The sequence below is a fragment of the Methylobacterium gnaphalii genome, from assembly GCF_007992215.1.
Taxonomy (GTDB): Bacteria; Pseudomonadota; Alphaproteobacteria; order Rhizobiales; family Beijerinckiaceae; genus Methylobacterium; species Methylobacterium gnaphalii.
The window spans coordinates 302,682-319,852 of the sequence record NZ_BJZV01000001.1; the positions used below are offsets into that span (position 1 = coordinate 302,682).

Annotated in this window: 16 protein-coding genes; 11 read left to right on the forward strand and 5 right to left on the reverse strand. The window is 66.7% G+C overall.

What is annotated here, in order from left to right:
* Positions 1-39 precede the first annotated feature (39 nt).
* From MGN01_RS01405 to MGN01_RS01425, 5 genes are all read left to right on the forward strand, one after another.
* Complete coding sequence (locus MGN01_RS01405) at positions 40-1,278, forward strand: aspartate aminotransferase family protein (protein WP_147044779.1); 1,239 nt, start codon at positions 40-42, stop codon at positions 1,276-1,278.
* Positions 1,279-1,420: 142 nt separating this feature from the next.
* A complete protein-coding gene (argF, locus tag MGN01_RS01410; RefSeq protein WP_147044780.1) occupies positions 1,421-2,383 on the forward strand; it encodes an ornithine carbamoyltransferase in 963 nt (320 codons plus the stop codon).
* Positions 2,384-2,512: 129 nt separating this feature from the next.
* Positions 2,513-2,986, forward strand: a complete 474-nt coding sequence (locus MGN01_RS01415) for a CAP domain-containing protein (protein WP_147044886.1) — start codon at positions 2,513-2,515, stop codon at positions 2,984-2,986.
* A 90-nt stretch (positions 2,987-3,076) separates the two neighbouring features.
* Positions 3,077-3,379, forward strand: coding sequence for a c-type cytochrome (locus MGN01_RS01420; protein ID WP_147044781.1), 303 nt, complete (start codon positions 3,077-3,079; stop codon positions 3,377-3,379).
* Positions 3,376-4,632 (forward strand): NAD(P)/FAD-dependent oxidoreductase, encoded by a 1,257-nt coding sequence (locus tag MGN01_RS01425; RefSeq protein WP_238257896.1) that lies wholly within the window; start codon positions 3,376-3,378, stop codon positions 4,630-4,632. The genes MGN01_RS01420 and MGN01_RS01425 overlap by 4 nt, the downstream gene beginning before the upstream one ends.
* Positions 4,633-4,644: 12 nt before the next feature.
* Here MGN01_RS01425 and MGN01_RS01430 read toward each other — a convergent pair whose 3' ends face one another.
* Positions 4,645-5,478: an OmpA/MotB family protein gene (locus MGN01_RS01430; protein ID WP_147044889.1), complete on the reverse strand. Its 834-nt coding sequence runs from the start codon at positions 5,476-5,478 to the stop codon at positions 4,645-4,647.
* A 115-nt stretch (positions 5,479-5,593) separates the two neighbouring features.
* The gene (locus MGN01_RS01435; protein WP_147044782.1) at positions 5,594-6,367 is read right to left on the reverse strand and encodes a motility protein A; all 774 of its coding nucleotides are present in this window, start codon (positions 6,365-6,367) and stop codon (positions 5,594-5,596) included.
* 259 nt (positions 6,368-6,626) lie between these two features.
* Between MGN01_RS01435 and MGN01_RS01440 the strand changes: the two genes are divergently transcribed.
* Positions 6,627-8,405: a glucan ABC transporter ATP-binding protein/ permease gene (locus tag MGN01_RS01440; protein WP_147044783.1), complete on the forward strand. Its 1,779-nt coding sequence runs from the start codon at positions 6,627-6,629 to the stop codon at positions 8,403-8,405.
* 272 nt (positions 8,406-8,677) lie between these two features.
* Here MGN01_RS01440 and MGN01_RS01445 read toward each other — a convergent pair whose 3' ends face one another.
* Positions 8,678-9,592 carry a YihY/virulence factor BrkB family protein gene (locus MGN01_RS01445; protein WP_238257894.1) on the reverse strand — a complete coding sequence of 305 codons (915 nt, stop codon included), beginning with the start codon at positions 9,590-9,592 and terminating at the stop codon, positions 8,678-8,680.
* Positions 9,593-9,759: 167 nt separating this feature from the next.
* On the opposite strand from MGN01_RS01445, the gene MGN01_RS01450 reads away from it, so the two are divergent.
* Positions 9,760-10,641: a DMT family transporter gene (locus MGN01_RS01450; RefSeq protein WP_147044785.1), complete on the forward strand. Its 882-nt coding sequence runs from the start codon at positions 9,760-9,762 to the stop codon at positions 10,639-10,641.
* 228 nt (positions 10,642-10,869) lie between these two features.
* Complete coding sequence (locus tag MGN01_RS01455; protein WP_147044786.1) at positions 10,870-12,555, forward strand: acyl-CoA dehydrogenase family protein; 1,686 nt, start codon at positions 10,870-10,872, stop codon at positions 12,553-12,555.
* 83 nt (positions 12,556-12,638) lie between these two features.
* Here the strand turns inward: MGN01_RS01455 and MGN01_RS01460 are convergent, their stop codons facing one another.
* Positions 12,639-12,830 carry a hypothetical protein gene (locus tag MGN01_RS01460; RefSeq protein WP_147044787.1) on the reverse strand — a complete coding sequence of 64 codons (192 nt, stop codon included), beginning with the start codon at positions 12,828-12,830 and terminating at the stop codon, positions 12,639-12,641.
* Positions 12,831-12,884: 54 nt separating this feature from the next.
* The gene (locus MGN01_RS01465) at positions 12,885-14,186 is read right to left on the reverse strand and encodes a glycosyltransferase family 4 protein (protein ID WP_147044788.1); all 1,302 of its coding nucleotides are present in this window, start codon (positions 14,184-14,186) and stop codon (positions 12,885-12,887) included.
* Positions 14,187-14,301: 115 nt separating this feature from the next.
* Between MGN01_RS01465 and MGN01_RS01470 the strand changes: the two genes are divergently transcribed.
* The 3 genes from MGN01_RS01470 to MGN01_RS01480 all read left to right on the forward strand — a co-directional run bounded on the left by MGN01_RS01470 (position 14,302) and on the right by MGN01_RS01480 (position 17,167).
* On the forward strand, positions 14,302-15,567 hold the full coding sequence (locus MGN01_RS01470) for a glycosyltransferase (protein WP_147044789.1): 1,266 nt from the start codon (positions 14,302-14,304) through the stop codon (positions 15,565-15,567).
* A 266-nt stretch (positions 15,568-15,833) separates the two neighbouring features.
* On the forward strand, positions 15,834-16,187 hold the full coding sequence (locus MGN01_RS01475; protein WP_147044790.1) for a phasin: 354 nt from the start codon (positions 15,834-15,836) through the stop codon (positions 16,185-16,187).
* A gap of 134 nt (positions 16,188-16,321) precedes the next feature.
* The gene (locus MGN01_RS01480) at positions 16,322-17,167 is read left to right on the forward strand and encodes a phasin family protein (RefSeq protein ID WP_147044791.1); all 846 of its coding nucleotides are present in this window, start codon (positions 16,322-16,324) and stop codon (positions 17,165-17,167) included.
* Positions 17,168-17,171 lie beyond the last annotated feature (4 nt).

Genomic DNA, 17,171 nt, shown 5'->3' on the forward strand with positions numbered 1-17,171 from the left:
CGCGTGCCGCCCGTCCCCGAGGCGGCACTTTCTTTTAGAATGGCTGCCCTGCGCGGCCTCGTCACGGAGAGCCCCTTGGCATCCGCTCCCTCTTCCGCACTCGTGCCGACCTATAACCGCGCGCCGATCGCTTTCGAGCGCGGCGAGGGCGCCTGGCTCGTGGCGAGCGACGGCGAGCGATACCTGGATTTCGGCGCCGGCATCGCCGTGAACGGGCTCGGACATGCCCATCCGCATCTCGTCGAGGCGCTGACGGCGCAGGCGCAGAAGGTCTGGCACACCTCGAACCTGTTCCAGATTCCCGAGGGCGAGAGGCTCGGCCAGCGGCTGGTGGACGCGACCTTCGCCGATGTCGCCTTCTTCGCCAATTCCGGCGCGGAAGCGAACGAGGCCGCCATTAAGATGGCGCGCAAGTACCACGCGGCCGGCGGCCATCCCGAGCGCTATCGGATCGTCACCTTCGAGGGCGCCTTCCATGGCCGCACCCTGGCGACGATCGCGGCGGGCGGCCAGGCGAAGTACATCGAGGGCTTCGGCCCGAAGGTCGACGGCTTCGATCAGGTGCCGGTCGGCGACGTCGAGGCGCTGATGGCGGCGATCGGGCCGGAGACGGCCGCGCTGATGATCGAGCCGATCCAGGGCGAGGGCGGCGTGCGCAGCGTCGGCGCCGACCTGCTGCGCCGCCTGCGCGCGATCTGCGACGAGCACGGCCTCCTGCTGATCTATGACGAGGTCCAGACGGGCGTCGGGCGCACAGGGCGGTTCTTTGCCCATGAGTGGACCGGTGTGGCACCCGACATCATGAGCGTGGCCAAGGGCATCGGCGGCGGCTTCCCACTCGGCGTCTGCCTCGCCACCGCTGAGGCCGCGAGAGGCCTGACGGCAGGGACACATGGCACCACCTTCGGCGGCAACCCGCTCGCCATGGCCGTGGGCAATGCCGTGCTCGACGTCATCCTGGCCGACGGCTTTCTCGATCGCGTGCAGCAGACTGCGTTGCACCTGAAGCAGCGGCTCGCCGAACTCGTCGACCGGCACCCCCGCGTCTTCAGCGAGATCCGTGGTCAGGGACTGATGATCGGTCTCAAGCTTAACGTACTCAATACCGATTTCACGGCTGCCGCCCGCGCGCAGAAACTGCTCGTGATCCCGGCCGGCGACAATGTGGTGCGATTGCTGCCTCCGCTGATCATCACGGAGGACGACGTGGCCCAGGCGGTCGAACGCCTGGATGCGGCGGCCAGCACCATCGAAGCGCAGGTCCGCGGGGCGGCCTGAGCAAAGAGCAGGCTGCGAAAAAGCGGGAACGGTTTTCGCTGAGGCCCTGCACTCACTCTTTGAAGCGACCATGCGTTGTTTTGATTGATGCAATCGAACCACCGCAAGATCGAGAGACGAACGAACAGCAAAGCACGAGATCATGGCCGCGACAGCGAATGGGACGGGACGGGACGTCCGCCACTTCCTCGACCTGAAGGACTTCTCCGGAGCCGAACTGCGCCGCATCATCGATGCCAGCAGCGCCATGAAGCGCGCGCGCCGCAAGGGCCGCCGCGCCACGGACCTTCCGCTGACGGGCCGCCAGCTCGCAATGGTGTTCGACCGGCCCTCGACCCGTACCCGCGTCTCGTTCGACATTGCCATGCGGGAACTCGGCGGCGAGACGCTCATGCTGACCGGCAAGGAGATGCAGCTCGGCCGTGGCGAGACCGTCGCCGACACGGCGCGTGTGCTCTCGCGTTACGTCGATGCCATCATGATCCGCATCCTGGATCACGGCCTGATGGCCGAGCTTGCCGAGAACGCCTCGGTGCCCGTCATCAACGCGCTCACCAAGGTCTCGCATCCGTGCCAGATCATGGCCGACGTGCTGACCTTCGAGGAGCATCGCGGACCGATCAAGGGCCGCACCGTGGCTTGGTCGGGCGATGCCAACAACGTGCTCGCGAGCTGGGTGCATGCCGCGGCCCGCTTTGACTTCACCCTCAACGTCGCCGCGCCGCCGGAACTGGCGATGCCGTCCGCGCTCGTCGACTGGGCGAAGCGTGAGGGCGCCCGCGTCAACGCCACGACCGATGCCTACGAGGCGGTCGACGGGGCTGATGCTGTCGTCACCGATTGCTGGGTGTCGATGGGCGACGATGACGAGCATTACCGTCACAACCTGCTCTCACCCTACCGGGTCGATGCGGAGCTGATGAAGGCCGCTGCCAAGGACGCGATCTTCATGCACTGCCTGCCCGCCCATCGCGGCGAGGAGGTCACCGTGGAGGTGATCGATGGCCCGCAATCGGTGGTGTTCGACGAGGCCGAGAACCGCCTGCATGCACAGAAGGGCATCCTGGCCTGGTGCCTCGAGGCGCCGGGGCTGGGGCTGGCCTGAGCGGTCATTCACCGACGCGTGAGCCGTGCCACTTGAGACGGTCACGCTGCAGTCCCATCTCCTGGGCGTAGCCGTGGAGCACCCCTGACCGTGACCGAGCGCCGTCTCCTGCGCCGTATCGCTACCGCGATGGGCCTCGGCCTCGCCGCCGGCCTGCTCTCGGGCTGTGCCGGCGACATGCAGGCGAATACCGCGCTGCCAAGCCTGTACCTTCCGCTCACTACGGCGAATGCGTCGGTCGATACGGCTGCGGCGCGCGACATGATCTCTGCCTATCGCAAGGGACGCGGCGAGGCTCCGCTCACGGTTGATCCGGAACTGCAGAAGCTGGCCGAGACTGAGGCCGCCGCGATGGCGGTTGCCGACAGGCCGAGCCAGAGCCGTACCGTGGCTGCCGCGATCGGCCGCCTCGGCTACGCTTCGCCGGGCGCCAACCTCTCGGCTGGCTACCACACGCTCGCCGAAGCCTTTTCGGGATGGCGTGACAGCGCTCCGCACAATGCCGTGATGCTCTCGCCCGATGCGACCCGGATGGGCATTGCCACGGCCTATGCGCCAGGCTCCAAGTACAAGGTCTACTGGGCGCTCCTCGTAGCGAAGTGAGTGCTGCGTCATGGGCTCGGCCACCCGGCTTGCATCTGCGCATTCAGCCGTCTACCGACTAGTAGGATGAAGCGTCGGGGATCCTCTTCGATGGGAAAGCCAGTCCTCCGGTGGCAGATCGCGATGATGGCTGTGGCACTCGGTTGGGGGGCGCAGGCCGCCGAGCGGCTGCCGGCTGGCGCCTCCTCCTGCACGTCGTGCCATGCCGGTGCTGCGTCTGAGATCCCCGTCCTCGAAAACCTGACGGCTGCCGAGATCGAGGCGGCGCTGGAGGCTTATCGCTCGGGCGGGCGCGATGGCACGATCATGCCCCGTATCGCCAAAGGCTTCTCCGCCGCCGAAACTCGCGCGATCGCCGCCTCCCTTGGGCGTGACCGGCAGTCGAAGCCGTGAGCGCCCGGGCTACCCGCCGCACCATCCTCGGTGGACTGACCGCGACGGCGCTCGCCGCACCGGCGCTCGCGCAGGCCAAGCCTGCCATCGTGGTGGTTGGCGGCGGCTATGGCGGTGTCACGGCTGCGCGCGAACTGGTGCGGCTCGGCCTCGGCGTCACGCTGGTCGAGCCGTCGGCGACCTATACCTCCTGCCCGTCGAGCAACGCCGTCATCGCCGGTTTGATGCCGCTTTCCGCTGTGACCTTCGATTACGCCGGCGTGAGACGCGCTGGCGTCACCGTTGTCCAGGATAGGGTGACCGCGATCGAGGCGGATGGCCGCCGCGTGCACCTCGCCGGCGAAGCTAGCCTTGCCTACGACCGGCTCGTCATGTCGCCGGGTGTCGCGATGCGCTTCGATGCGATCCCCGGCTACGACGAGGCTGCGAGCCTGGCGATGCCACATGCGTGGAAGGCCGGTGCGCAGACGGACCTCCTGATGCGCCAACTCGCGGCGATGGAGGATGGCGGCCTCGTTGTGATCTCCGCGCCGGGCATGCCCTATCGCTGCCCGCCCGGCCCCTACGAGCGCGCCAGCCTGATCGCGCACTTCCTGAAGACGCGGAAGCCGCGCTCGAAGGTGATCGTGCTCGACGCCAAGGACAAGTTCTCGAAGCAGCCGCTGTTCGAGGCGGCCTGGAAGACGCTCTATCCCGATCACCTCGAATGGGTGCCTGCCGCGAAGGGTGGACGCTTGAAGCAGGTCGATGCCGGCGCGATGGTGATCGAGGCCGAGGGCGGACGGTTCACGCCCGCGGTCGCGAACGTGATCCCGCCTCAGCGCGCGCCCGCTCTGTGCTTCGAGGCCGGTCTGGCGGATGCCTATGGCTGGTGCCGCATCGATCCGATCACGTTCGAGTCGATCCGCGTACCGGGTATCCACGTGCTGGGTGATGCCTCGGCAGCTGGAGCGATGCCGAAATCCGCCTTCTCGGCCAACGCGCAGGCCAAGGTCTGTGCCCAGGCTGTCGCCGATCTGTGCGGCAGCCGGAAGCCCGACGAGCCGCGGCTGATCAACGTCTGCTACAGCCTTGCCGCACCCGACTACGGCTTCTCCGTCGCCGGGGTCTATGCCCCTGAATGGGATGCCCTGGTCTCGGTACTGGGAGCCGGCGGCCTCAGTCCGGACGAAGCGCCGGTCGCCTTCAGAGCGAAGGAGGCAGCTCTGGGCGCCGCTTGGTACCGTACGATTACCCGTGAGCTGTTCGGCTGAAGTGGGCTGGGCCTAGGGCAGACCCTTTCCGGCCGGCGTCGGCGGCGCCTCGGCGAGCAGCGTCACGGTCACGCGGCGGTTGGAGGCGAGGTAGGGATTGTCGGGAAACATCGGCTCAGTGTCGGCCTTGCCCGACACCGAGGCGAAGCGGTCGTCGGGCACGCCGGATTGGGCGAGGATGTCGCGCACACTGATCGCGCGCCCGGCCGAGAGTTCCCACGGAGGCGCGGGCGGCCGGCGGCCGGGCTTCTCGCTGGCCGTGAAGCCGGTGATGCTGATGCGGTTCGGCATCTTGGCGAGGGTCGGCGCGAGCTTCTCCAGGATGCGGCGCGTGCGGTCGGTCGGCCGGGTCGAGCCTTCCGCGAACATCGAGCGGCCATCCTGGTCGACGATCGAGACGTCGAGGCCGCGGTGCGAGGGCGTGACCATGATGTTCTTCGACAGTTCGGCGATCTCCGGCATATCCTGCATCGCTTGCCGCAGGGAGGCAGCGGCGAGACCGAAGCCCTCCAGATAGCCGTTGTCATGGATGCCCTGATCGATGCCGAGCTCGGCCGTCGGCGGGGTGGTGTGGTCGGAGGCCTGCTCCGGCGGGATCTCGCGCTTGTTCTTGAGCTTGTCGGCCGTGGGCAGGCCATTGACCTCGATGATGCCGGCGAAGCGTGATTCCTGGTTCACGCCGAAGGCGTCGCGCATCGAGCCCGCGACGAGCTGCATCTTCCTCTGGTCCTGCGTCGAGTAGGCGGCGATCATCACGAAGAAGCTCATCAGGAGCGCCATGAGATCGGCAAAGGTCACAAACCAGCCGTGACCGCCATGCGCTCCGCCGCGCTTCCTCCTGGCCACCGGGTTCTCCTCTTGCTTCATCTCCGATCCGACAGATCGGCCCGGAGGTGACCCGCCGCATGAGCGGCGTCGCGGTCATGCTTGCGCCGCATCGCGGTGCGGCGGTTTGCTGAATTCACGCCGCCTCGGCGGAGAATTCGTCGCGGTGGTTGTGTGGCAGGTAGGCGACGAGCATCTCGCGCACCAGCGTGGCGCTCTTCTGGTCACGGATCAGCAGGATGCCGTCGATGATCAGCGAGCGGGAGACGTCCTCCTCCTCGAGCTTGAGGTGGAGCTTGTCGGCCAGCGGCAGGGCGATCATGTTCGCGATCAGCGCGCCATAGAGCGTGGCGAGCAGCGCCGTCGCCATGGCGGGACCGAGCTTCGAGGGGTCCGACATATGTGCGAACATCGTCACCATGCCGAGGATGGTGCCGATCATGCCCCAGGCCGGTGCACAATCGCCGAAGGCACGGTAGATCTTCGAACCCTCGTCGAGATGCATCAGAAAGTTGTCGCGGTCGCGCTCCATCGTGTCGCGGATGAATTCGCGGTCGTAGCCGTCGGCGATGTAGCGGGCTCCCTGAGCCAGGAACGGGTCGGAAATCTCCATCGATTCCAGCGCGATCGGGCCCGACTTGCGCACGACTTCGGCGATCCTGGTGATCTCCTCGATCAGCTCGCGCGGCTTCACCGAGCGCATGGTGAAGGCGAAGCGCAGGCCCATCGGCACGCCGTGCAGGATGGTCGAGAACGGGAAGCGCATCATCGTCGCCATGGTGGCGCCGCCGAAGATCACGATGAAGGCGTGCTTGTCGTAATAGGCGCCGAAATCGCCTCCATCGATCATGATCAGCGTGAAAACGACGCCGAAACCGCCGAGCAGACCGACACCGGTTGCGAGATCCATGAAGCCACGCCCGACCCTTGGCCCCGCGCTTGTCCGCAGAGCAGCGTTCTAAGTCTAAAAAAATACACTGAACGATCGGTAAAAGCGGCTGCCGCATTCGTTGCTCGCGTCATGCAGCGTTCAGCCTCAACTTGCGATAAGTCCTTCGTCACGAGGCGATAAGGGCCATCAGAGCCCGGCTCGCGGAGGGACGGGAGGACAAGGTCTGCGGCGCCTGCCCGGACTGGCCTCTCGAGGCGGGTTGGGGAGATCGTCCACCATGTCGATGGTTCGTCTCTATGCGCGGGTCATGGGTCTGCTCGGTGCCGACAAGCGCCTGGCGATCGGCCTCATCGTCGCCAACGTCCTGCTCGCGGTGGCCGCTTTCGGCGAGCCGCTGGTCATGGGCCGCATCATCGATGGCCTGACGCATCTCTCGCGCGGCTCCAACGCGTTCACGACCCTGGTGCCGTGGATCGCGGCCTGGGTCGCCTTCGGCATCTTCACGATCGGCGCTGGCGTGACCATCGCGCTGCATTCGGACCGGCTTGCCCATCGCAACCGTCTGAGCGTGATGGCGAGCTATTTCGAGCACGTGCTCGACCTGCCGATCGCCTTTCACTCGGCGAACCATTCCGGCCGCGTGCTCAAGGCGATGCTGGAGGGCACCAATGGCATGTCGTGGCTGTGGCTCGGCTTCTTCCGCGACCACTTCGCCGCGCTGGTCTCGCTTGGCGTGCTGCTGCCGATGACGCTGTTCATCAACTGGCAGCTCGGCTCCATCCTGGTCGTGCTGGTCGTGGTCTTCACGCTGCTGACCGCCTTCGTGATGCGTCGCACCGAGCAGCTTCAGGGCAAGGTCGAGCAGTTTCATTCGGGCCTGGCCGCCCATGCCTCCGACGCCATCGGCAATGTCGCGGTAATCCAGTCCTTCACCCGCGCCAAGGCGGAGAAGGAGGCGATGCACGACATGATCCGGAATCTGCTGCAGGCGCAGATCCCGGTCCTGTCCTGGTGGGCGCTCGCCGCCGTGGCCACCAAGGCCTCGGCGACGCTGACCATGACCGCGATCTTCGTCACGGGTATCGCCCTGCATCAGAATGGCTCGGCCAGCGTCGGTGAGGTCGTGGCGTTCATGAGCCTCGCTACCATGCTGGTGGCACGCCTCGATCATTTCGTGACCTTCGTGAACGGCCTGTTCCAGCAGGCCCCGAAGATGCGGGAGTTCTTCGAGATCCTCGACACGGTCCCCACCGTGCGCGACCGGCCGCACGCCGTGCAGGTGGCCCGCTTCGAGGGCAAGGTCAGCTTCGAGGATGTCGGCTTCTCCTACGACGGCCGCCGCAAGGCGCTCGACGGTGTGTCGTTCAAGGCTGAGCCCGGTCAGACCATCGCGCTCGTCGGCACTACCGGCTCGGGCAAGTCGACGACGCTCGGCCTGCTGCATCGCAGCTTCGACCCGAGCTCGGGCGCGATCCGCATCGACGATACCGACATCCGCGACATCGGCCTGACCAGCCTGCGCCACAACATCGGCGTGGTGTTCCAGGAGCCGATGCTGTTCGCCCGCTCGATCCGCGAGAACCTGCAGGTCGGACGCCCCGATGCTACCGACGCCGAGATGCTCGACGCGCTGGAGCGCGCACAGGCCACCGAGTTCATGGCCCGCCAGTCGGACGGCCTCGACACGATCATCGGCGAGCGCGGCCGCTCGCTGTCCGGCGGCGAGCGCCAGCGCCTGTCGATCGCTCGCGCGCTTCTGAAGAATCCGCCCGTGTTGATCCTCGACGAGGCGACCAGTGCCCTCGACGCGGCCACCGAGCGCAAGCTCCAGGGCGCTCTGGAGGAGGTCATGAAGGGCCGCACCACCTTCGTGATCGCCCACCGCCTCGCGACGATCCGCGATGCCGACCGCATCCTGGTCTTCCACGAGGGCCGCATCGTCGAGAGCGGCACCTTCGAAGAACTCGTCGCGCAGAATGGCCGCTTCGCCGATCTGGCGCGGGCTCAGTTCATGGCGGCGCAGGCCGATACCGGCATCGACGCCATCGCCGCATGACGGAGGCGGATCACGAACATGCGTGTTCGTATGATCTCTCGAAGCCGAATTAGCCCCTGTTTCCGCTGCTCATCTACATAAAAAAAGACCTGCCATCCGTCCGGGAAGCAGGCCTGTCGAGGCAGAGGGATGTCACACAGAGCAAGATGTAAAGCCCCGTGGCGGAACTGAGTTCCGTCACGGTCGCGGGGTTGTGAATGAATCTACGGCCGGGGTCGTGGCTGGTCCTGCGCGAAGACTTGTCCCTCTGTGCAACCCATCAGGACTGGCGTTCAGCTTTGCCCGCCTCGCGCGCGCTGATCGTGCTCGGCCAGCGCCTTGCTCTGCTTGGCCAGCATCTTGGCCTGGAGGCGCTGGCGTCGTGCGGCGATAACCGTCCCGTTAATCTCGCCCCCGAACAGGAACATCGCCGCGAACCAGTAGAGGAAGACCAGGAACACCATCGCGGTCGCGAGGCCGCCATAGGTGGAGACATAGGCGTTGGAAAAGCGGTCGAGGTAGAAGCCGAAGCCGAGGCCGGCGAGAAACCACAGGACCATCGTCACGCCGATGCCCGGCAGCACCGCGACGACGGGCCGGTTGCCAGCCGCGACGAACTTGTGGGCGATGATTAGGACCAGCGTGATCAGCACCGCCGTGATCCCAAGGCGGCCGATCGTGACGGTGAGGCCGAGCGTCTCGAGCCCTGGTGCCACGAACACCGCCTGCCGCCAGAGCAGGGGCCCGAGCACCACCAGCAGCGCGAAGGCCAGCATCGCGATGGCGGCACAGATCACGTAGCCGATCGATTCGAGCCGGGTCAGCCACCATGCGCGCATCTCGCGGCGGCCATAGGCGCGGTTGAGCCCGACGCGCAGAGATTCCACGCCCGACGACGAGAAATACAGCGCCAGGATCAGGCCGACCGTCACCACGCCGCTGCGCTGCTCGGAGAGCAAGCGGTGGACCTCGCCAGCGATCGGGTTGGCCACCTCGCTGGGGAGGGCATCGAAGATCAGCGTTCCGGCGCTGTCCGCAAGAGTTGCCGAGCCGAGCAGGCCGGCCAGGGCCGCGAGCAGGATCAGGAACGGAAACAGCGAGGTCAGCATCGACAGCGCGATATGGCTGGCGATGGCCCATCCATCATGGGCGACGAAGCGCTGGGCGGCGACGCCGGCGACGCCGAGAGCATTGCGGATGGGTTTCACGGCAGCGGCGTCATGGTGTCCAGGTGCCCATATGGAGACCCTTGCCGACATACGCGGAACCTGGGCGGTTTCGTCAACGCAGGCCGCCTCGTCACAACGCGCGCATGGCTGCCTGCCGATCGCTGCGGTTGCATCATTGCCCGCACACGTGTTCGAGGCCTTGGATCATGCCGAGGACATCTGTCGCACTGCCGACGACCCTGATCCCAAGCCTGTTCGTCGTGATCTGGGCCACGGGATTCGTCACGGCACGGTTCGTGGCCCCGCACGCGGAGCCCCTGGCCTTCGTGGCCGCGCGCGTCATGGTGACGGCTCTGGTGCTCGCGGCGATCAGCCTCGCCAGCGGCGTGCCGCGGCCGTCGCGCCGTGACATCTGGAATGCCCTGGTTGCCGGGGTGCTGATGCAGGGCCTCTACGTCGCCGGAGTGTTCTGGTCGGTTCATCGCGGATTGCCGGCCGGCATCGCCGCTCTGGTCGGAAGCCTGCAACCGCTGCTCACTGCCGCCATCGCCGGGCCCCTGCTCGGCGAGCGGATCGCCGGACGACGCTGGGCCGGCATCGGCGCGGGCTTCCTCGGCGCCGGGCTGGTTCTGGCGCCGAAGGTCGGTGCGGTCGACGCCTCCGGCATCCCGCCGGTGGCGCTCTCGGTCTGTCTTGGCGCGATGGTCGCAATGACGCTCGGCACGCTGTGGCAGAAGCGCACGGGCGGTGGCACGAATCTTCTCGCGAACGCCACCATCCAGTTCGCCGGCGCCTCGCTGCTCATGGCGCCGCTGGCAGCGTTGGCGGGTGATTGGCACGCCGATCTCGGCTGGCCGCTAGCCCTCGGGTTTGCCTGGTCGGTGCTCGGCAACTCGGTGGCCGGCATTCTGCTCCTGATGGCGTTGATCCGGCGCGGGGCGGTGGCCGGCGTCGCCTCGCTGCTCTTCCTGGTCCCGCCGGTCTCGGCACTGATGGCCTACGCGCTCTTCGGTGAGGCGCTGAGCCCGATCCAGATCGCCGGCATGGCGGTTGCGGCCGCCGGCGTCGCGCTCGCGAGCCGTGCTTGAGGCGCTCTCCGGATACTCGGCCGTCGGGTCGTTGCCAGGCAAGGCATCATACCAAAGACCGACAATCGCAGGCCCAGTGCAATCACGCTTATCCCGGCTCTAGGTCCTTCAAGATCAATGTATTTTGCATTCAAGCAGGATCTTAGCGTGGCAAAGCAATAACCCTCTACTGCAACGCCGCGCGAGCCTATAATGACCCCAAGGATTTTTGATCTCAGAGAGTGAAACATGGCTGCTTCTCCCGCCGTCCAATCGACCGATGACATGCAGGACCTCGTCGGCCTGGCCCGCGACGCGGCCGCATCCGTTCAGAAGCTCGTCGCCGAGGCCACGCAGCGGGTCCGCAAGCGCGTGCTCACCCCCGAGGGCAAGATCGACGCGGCTAGGCTTGAGGCCGAGCAGCATGCCGCGCACGGCCTGGCCTGGCTCGCGACCTACGGTGAGGCGGTGCGTGAGCTCGCCGGTTATGCCGAACGCCTCCAGAACGAGGGCAAGCTCGGCGAGACCGAGATCCTGCTCGTGAAGATCGGCGCCGGCGAATATCTCGATCAGATGTTCGGCGGAATCCCGATGAGCCAGGGCGAGATGGTGCGCCCGACCTCGTCGCTCGGCTTCAGCCAGAGCGAGCTGGTGCAGTACCGCAGCGAGGCCGTCGAGGCGGTGATCGCCGACGGCAACACCGCTGCCAACCGCAAGGCCCTCGTCGCCAAGATCCGCGAAGGCTCCGGCTCGGCCACGATCGGCGAGTCCGGCCTCGACGAGGACATGGAGGCGATCCGCTCCGAGATTCGCCGCTTCGGCAAGGCCGAGGTCGTCGAGCAGGCGCATGAGTGGCACCTGAAGAACGACTACATTCCGATGGAGATCATCGAGAAGATGGCCGAGCTCGGCGTCTTCGGCCTGACGATCCCCGAGGAATATGGCGGCATGGGCATGCCGAAGGCCGCAATGTGCGTGGTCTCGGAGGAGCTGTCGCGCGCCTATATCGGCGTCGGCTCGCTCGGCACCCGCTCCGAGATCGCGGCCGAGCTGATCCTCGGCGGCGGCACCGAGGAACAGAAGCAGCGCTTCCTGCCGAAGCTCGCTTCTGGCGAGATCCTGCCGACGGCCGTGTTCACCGAGCCGAATACCGGCTCCGACCTCGCCTCCCTGCGCACGCGCGCAGTGAAGGAGGGCGATGTCTGGAAGATCACCGGCAACAAGACCTGGATCACCCACCCGGTGCGCGCCGACATCATGACGGTGCTGGTGCGGACCAAGCCCGAGGAGAAGGGCCACAGGGGCCTGTCCATGCTCATCGCCGAGAAGCCGCGTGGCACCGATGCCGAGCCCTTCCCGGTCGAGGGTCTCACGGGCGGTGAGATCGAGGTGCTCGGCTACCGCGGGATGAAGGAGTACGAGCTGTCCTTCGAAGGGTTCGAGGTCCCGGGCGCGAACCTGCTCGGCGATGTCGAGGGCAAGGGCTTCACCCAGCTCATGCAGACCTTCGAATCCGCCCGCATCCAGACGGCGGCCCGTGCCATCGGCGTCGCCCAGGCCGCGCTCGACGTCGGTCTGCGCTATGCCGAGGAGCGCATCCAGTTCGGCAAGCCGCTGGTCGAGTTTCCTCGCGTTGCCGACAAGATCGCGATGATGGCGGTTGAGATCAACATCGCCCGCCAGCTCACCTACTTCTCGGCTCGCGAGAAGGACGAGGGCAAGCGTTGCGACCTCGAGGCCGGCATGGCCAAGCTGTTGGGTGCCCGCGTCGCCTGGGCGGCGGCGGACAACGCCCTGCAGATCCACGGCGGCAACGGCTTCGCGCTGGAATACACGGCGAGCCGCCTTCTCTGCGACGCCCGCATCCTCAACATCTTCGAGGGGGCGGCCGAGATCCAGGCCCAGGTGATCGCGCGGCGCCTGCTGGAGCAGTAAGACTCGCCCGCTCACGAGCGGCGACCGAGATAGAAGCGCCGGGGTGGGAGCCCCGGCGCTTTTTCATTGACGAGGTCGCCCCGCTACTTGGTGATCTTCACCGAGACCGGATCGCTCGACGGGAAGGTTTCTTCGAGCGCCTCGTCGAGACGCTCGTCCAGCTCACCCGATTTGTTTTCGGGCTGCGCGTTGTCGTTGACCTTGCCGTCGCCCCGGGGCTTCCCGTGCTCGTCGGCTTTCGGGTCGCCCGGTTTTTGGGTGGTCGTGTCGGACATGCCGTCTCACTCGCTGTGCTGTTTCGCTGCGCATGGCTCAGTGCGCTCGCTGTCTCAACGCAACGCGCGGGGTGGTGTTTCCGGATGGAGCGATGGCAGGGAGCGGCGCAGCTGTTCTCCAGCGAGGCTGCGGCGAGATCCGACGGCCTCGCGGACGACGCGCTCGTAGATCTCCTCGAGCCGGTCGAGATGAGCATCGACGCTGAGCGGGTCGGCCCAGTAGCGCTCATGCGCCTGCCGGCTGAGGCGGTCGGCGAGGGCGTCGTCGGTTAGGCGGGAGAGGTGGGCAGCCAGCGCCGCCGGATCGCCGGAGCGGAACCAGAACCCGTTCTCGCCGTCCTCGACCGCCTCGCGGCCCGCACAGGCATCGCTGACGATGACCGGGCAGCCGACGGCCAGCGCCTCGTACACGGTGAGCGGCTGCCCCTCGTACCAGATGCTAGGGAATACCAGCGCGCGTGCCTCGCGCATCAGCGCCTTCACCTGCTCGGCATTTTTCCAGCCAAGCATCACGCTCTCGGGATAGCGCGCCTTGAGTTCCGCTGCGCTCGGCCCATCGCCGACGAAGACGGGTCTCACGCCGGCCCGCCGTGCGGCCTCGGCGAAGATCGGCGCGCCTTTCTCGGTGGAGATGCGGCCGACGAACAGGAAGTCGCCCGGCGGCCCTGAGCGGGCAGGGGCCTTGGCCACCGAGATCGGGTTGTCGACGCGGTGAAAGACTGTGGCCTCGGGGAGCAGCGGCGCGATCACCCGCTCCTGGAGCTCGCTGATCGTGATGACATGGCGGAACAGCGCGGGCAGCCGCGCGACATGGTCGAGCCCGACATGGCGCACCACCCGCAGGAGCTTACGGGGGTAGGAGCGTGCATCGCAATTGGTGCCGAGGCAGGAAAGCGACATCGGCGTGCGGTGGCAGATCGCCTTCGCCGGATAATCGTAGAAGCCGCCATTCGGGCAGACCAGGAAGAACTCGTGCATCGTGTAGAGGCACGGCAAGCCCGACGCCTGGATCGGTCTTCCGATCGAGGGCGATAGCGACTTTGCGAAGGCGTGGACATGCACCAGCGTGTCGGCGGGATCGTAGCGCCGCAATTCATCGGCGAGCGCTTCGGAGGCCTTGCGGTTCCAGATCGCTTGTACGGCGAAAGCGAGTTTGTTCTTCGTGGATTCGATGTCGTCCTGGCCGAGGCAGACGACGCGGATTCCCGCCGCCTCCAGTCGCGGATCGACCGGGCCGACGGCCGCGAAGACCGTAACCGCATGACCACGCGCGCTCAGGCCAAGTGCCGAATCCAGCGCGACCTTGGCTTGCCCCCCGTTGATATGGGCGTGATCGAGAACGAGGACGACATGCACGACGACACCCGATCATTCCGGGAAAAGTCGGTCATCTTTACCGCTCGGCAGTTGATCGGGCGTAAACCGTGCAATCGGCTCGGGTGAGTTCGCCCGGCGACCGGGGCGTTCCGTCATGCACGTCGTCATCCTCGCCGAATTCGCCGTCGCGAGCGGGGGCGCCGAGAAGGTCGCGGTGGAATCCGCACGCGGCCTCGCCGAAGCCGGGGTCGCCGTCAGTTTCATTCAGGCAATCGACGGCCCCGTCGACCCCCTGCTCGATCATCCCCGCATCACGCGGATCGGCCTCGGCCTCGCCGACGTCTGGTCCCTGCCGGCCTGGAAGGGTGCGGTGACGGGCGTCTGGCACGGTGAGGCGGCACACCGGCTCGCTGCCGTCCTGGCCGCGATGCCGGTGCCGGCCGATTGCATCCACCTGCATCAGTGGACGCGCGCACTCTCGCCGGCCGTGCTGCCGGTCCTGCTGGCGCAGGGCGTGCCGGTGACGCTGACCCTGCACGAATATTTCCTGGCCTGCCCGAACGGGCTCTACTACCGCTTCGACAAGGGCGAGCCCTGTGTTCTCAGGCCGCTCTCCGCCTCCTGCGTCGCTGCCGCCTGCGATCCGAAGAGCCGGCTGCACAAGATGGTGCGGGTCGCGCGCTCAGCTGCGATGCGCACCGCGATCGGCTCGGGCCGCCTCGACGTGATCCATGTCTGCGATGGGAGTGTAACCCGGGCCGGAAAGCTGCTCTCGGGTTTCGATCTGCGCCATCACCGCCTCGATAACCCGGTGCGCACGCCACAGGGACAGCCGGCCGATCCGGCTCGTGGCGATGCCATCGCCTATGTCGGGCGGCTGACGGAGGAGAAGGGTGCGGATCTCGTCGCCGAGGCCGCGTGGCGAGCAGGAATCCCGGCCCTGTTCGTCGGAGCCGGTCCGCTCGAAGAGCGCCTGCGCGCCATGCCCGGCGTCGAGCTGCTGGGCTGGCGCAGCCCGGCCGAGGTGGAGGCGGTGCTGCGCGCCCGTGCCCGCGCGGTCTGCGCGCCCTCCCGCTGGTACGAGACGGGCCCGCTCACGGTCTACGAGGCGCTGGCGGCCGGCATCCCGGTGGTTGCATCGGCACGCTCGGGCGCGTCGGAGAAGGTCGTCGACGGAGTGAACGGCTTCGTGGTCGAGCCTGACGCCGGTGCACTCGCTGCCGCCTTCGCCCAGGTCGCCGACCATACCATTGTGCATCGCACGGGTCAGGCCGCCTACGCGCGGTACTGGGCCACGCCGATGACCCTTTCGGCACACGCGGACGGGCTGATCCGGATCTACGAAACTCAGATACGTGATTCTAAACCCAAGCTCAGCCGTAAGAACATGGATTCTGCATTCAATTTCACGACCGGCTGAAATTGATCCGGCAACATGAATGCGGACGGCAGATGCCGCCCGCCGACGGTCAGACCTTTACTCAGGGAGTTTGACGACGGCCCGCGCAGATTGGTAACTTAAGATGAACAAATCATTTTTAGATCAATTGCATAGTATCGATGATGCGGGTCGGCGAACGGCCTGAAAACCCTCCTTGACTTTCATGTTGCGTTGCAACATATCTCCACCGGGCCGCGGCGATGAGTCGCCTCGTCCGCACGGAAACGCTCACAGGAGAGATTGCTTTGGCTACGCAAGGTTTCGAGATCCCGACCGAGCTGCGCGAGTTCGCTGACAAGAGCGTCGAGCAGGCTCGTACCGCCTTCGGTAGCTTCTTCAGCGGCGCGCTGAAGACTTCCGAGCAGCTGCAGAGCACGGGCGTGAACGTTCAGTCGACGGTCCATGCCGCGATCCTCAAGGGCATCGACCATGCCCAGTCGAACGCCAACGCCACCTTCGATTTCACCCAGAAGCTCTTCCGCGCCCGCGACCTCCGCGAGGCTTTCGAGCTGCAGTCCGAGTACGTGAAGTCCCAGTTCGCCACGCTGCAGTCGCAGGTGAAGGAATACGGCGCCCTCGCGCAGAAGACCGCTCACTAAGGCCTTCGCGCCTGACACGACAAAGCATCTCTCGCTAAACTCGCGGCCGGACCGGCCGCGGGTTCGGCCAAGAGACCAGGAGGCGCTCGACACACAACGCCTCGGATCGACAGGAATGACGAGGAGGCGGTTTGATGGCGACGCGCATTGACCCCAAGGAGAAATCGGGTGCTGCCGCGAAGGATGCCAAGGCTGGAAACAGGCCGGCCGGCGCTATCGCGAAGCCGCCCCTGAAATCCGCGCCGGTCGCCGCAAAACCTGCCGCCGCTCCAGCTCCGAAGCCAGCTGCCGCAGCCGCGCCTACCAAGATTCAGGACAAGCCGGCCGCCAAGTCTCCAGCCCTGAAGGCTGCTACGGCCGTGCCGAAGGCTGTTCCCGCAACAGTGACGGTGCCCGAACTGGCCGCAGCCAAGCCTGTGGCTTCCAAGGTCGAGGCATCGAAGCCCGTTGAGAGCAAGCCGGCCGCCGCGACAAGCGCCGCGCCGAAGGCAAGCCCTGCTCCGTCAACCGAGGCGAAGCCTGCGAATTCCAACGTCGAGACGCCTGCTCCCGCCGCGAAGGTCGAGACCAAGGTCGCTGAGGCAAAGCCTGTCGAGGCCAGGCCTGCTCCGGTGGCCAAGATCGAGGCCGAGCCGGCCCCGGCTCCCGTTCCTGTGGCGAAGCCTGCCGCAGCTCCGGAGACGCCGGCACCGCAGGCCACGAAGCCGGCACCGAAGTACGGCGCTGCGGCGGTTGTCGGATTCGGCGCCTCCGCCTCCTCGGCTCAGTTCACCGAGATCAACGAGACCGTGTTCGCCTTCGTCCGCAAGGAAGGCGAGGCTGCACTGGCTCACATGCAGGCGCTGTCGAAGGTGAAGTCGCCGGCCGAACTGATCCGCCTGCAGGTGGGCGAGTTCCAGCGTGCAGCCGATTCCTCGCTGAGCTGCATCAGCGCGATCGTGCGCACCGCGAGCCGCTTTGGCGGCGCACGCCTGCCGTGACATC

What these genes read in the sequence shown, in the direction of transcription:
- MGN01_RS01450 (WP_147044785.1), top strand. Translation starts at nt 9,760, where the DNA reads ATGCCGAGGACATCTGTCGCACTGCCGACGACCCTGATCCCAAGCCTG.
- MGN01_RS01455 (WP_147044786.1), top strand. Translation starts at nt 10,870, where the DNA reads ATGGCTGCTTCTCCCGCCGTCCAATCGACCGATGACATGCAGGACCTC.
- MGN01_RS01440 (WP_147044783.1), top strand. Translation starts at nt 6,627, where the DNA reads ATGTCGATGGTTCGTCTCTATGCGCGGGTCATGGGTCTGCTCGGTGCC.
- MGN01_RS01480 (WP_147044791.1), top strand. Translation starts at nt 16,322, where the DNA reads ATGGCGACGCGCATTGACCCCAAGGAGAAATCGGGTGCTGCCGCGAAG.
- MGN01_RS01470 (WP_147044789.1), top strand. Translation starts at nt 14,302, where the DNA reads ATGCACGTCGTCATCCTCGCCGAATTCGCCGTCGCGAGCGGGGGCGCC.
- MGN01_RS01415 (WP_147044886.1), top strand. Translation starts at nt 2,513, where the DNA reads ATGGGCCTCGGCCTCGCCGCCGGCCTGCTCTCGGGCTGTGCCGGCGAC.
- MGN01_RS01420 (WP_147044781.1), top strand. Translation starts at nt 3,077, where the DNA reads ATGGGAAAGCCAGTCCTCCGGTGGCAGATCGCGATGATGGCTGTGGCA.
- MGN01_RS01405 (WP_147044779.1), top strand. Translation starts at nt 40, where the DNA reads ATGGCTGCCCTGCGCGGCCTCGTCACGGAGAGCCCCTTGGCATCCGCT.
- MGN01_RS01435 (WP_147044782.1), bottom strand. Translation starts at nt 6,367, where the DNA reads ATGGATCTCGCAACCGGTGTCGGTCTGCTCGGCGGTTTCGGCGTCGTT.
- MGN01_RS01460 (WP_147044787.1), bottom strand. Translation starts at nt 12,830, where the DNA reads ATGTCCGACACGACCACCCAAAAACCGGGCGACCCGAAAGCCGACGAG.
- argF (WP_147044780.1), top strand. Translation starts at nt 1,421, where the DNA reads ATGGCCGCGACAGCGAATGGGACGGGACGGGACGTCCGCCACTTCCTC.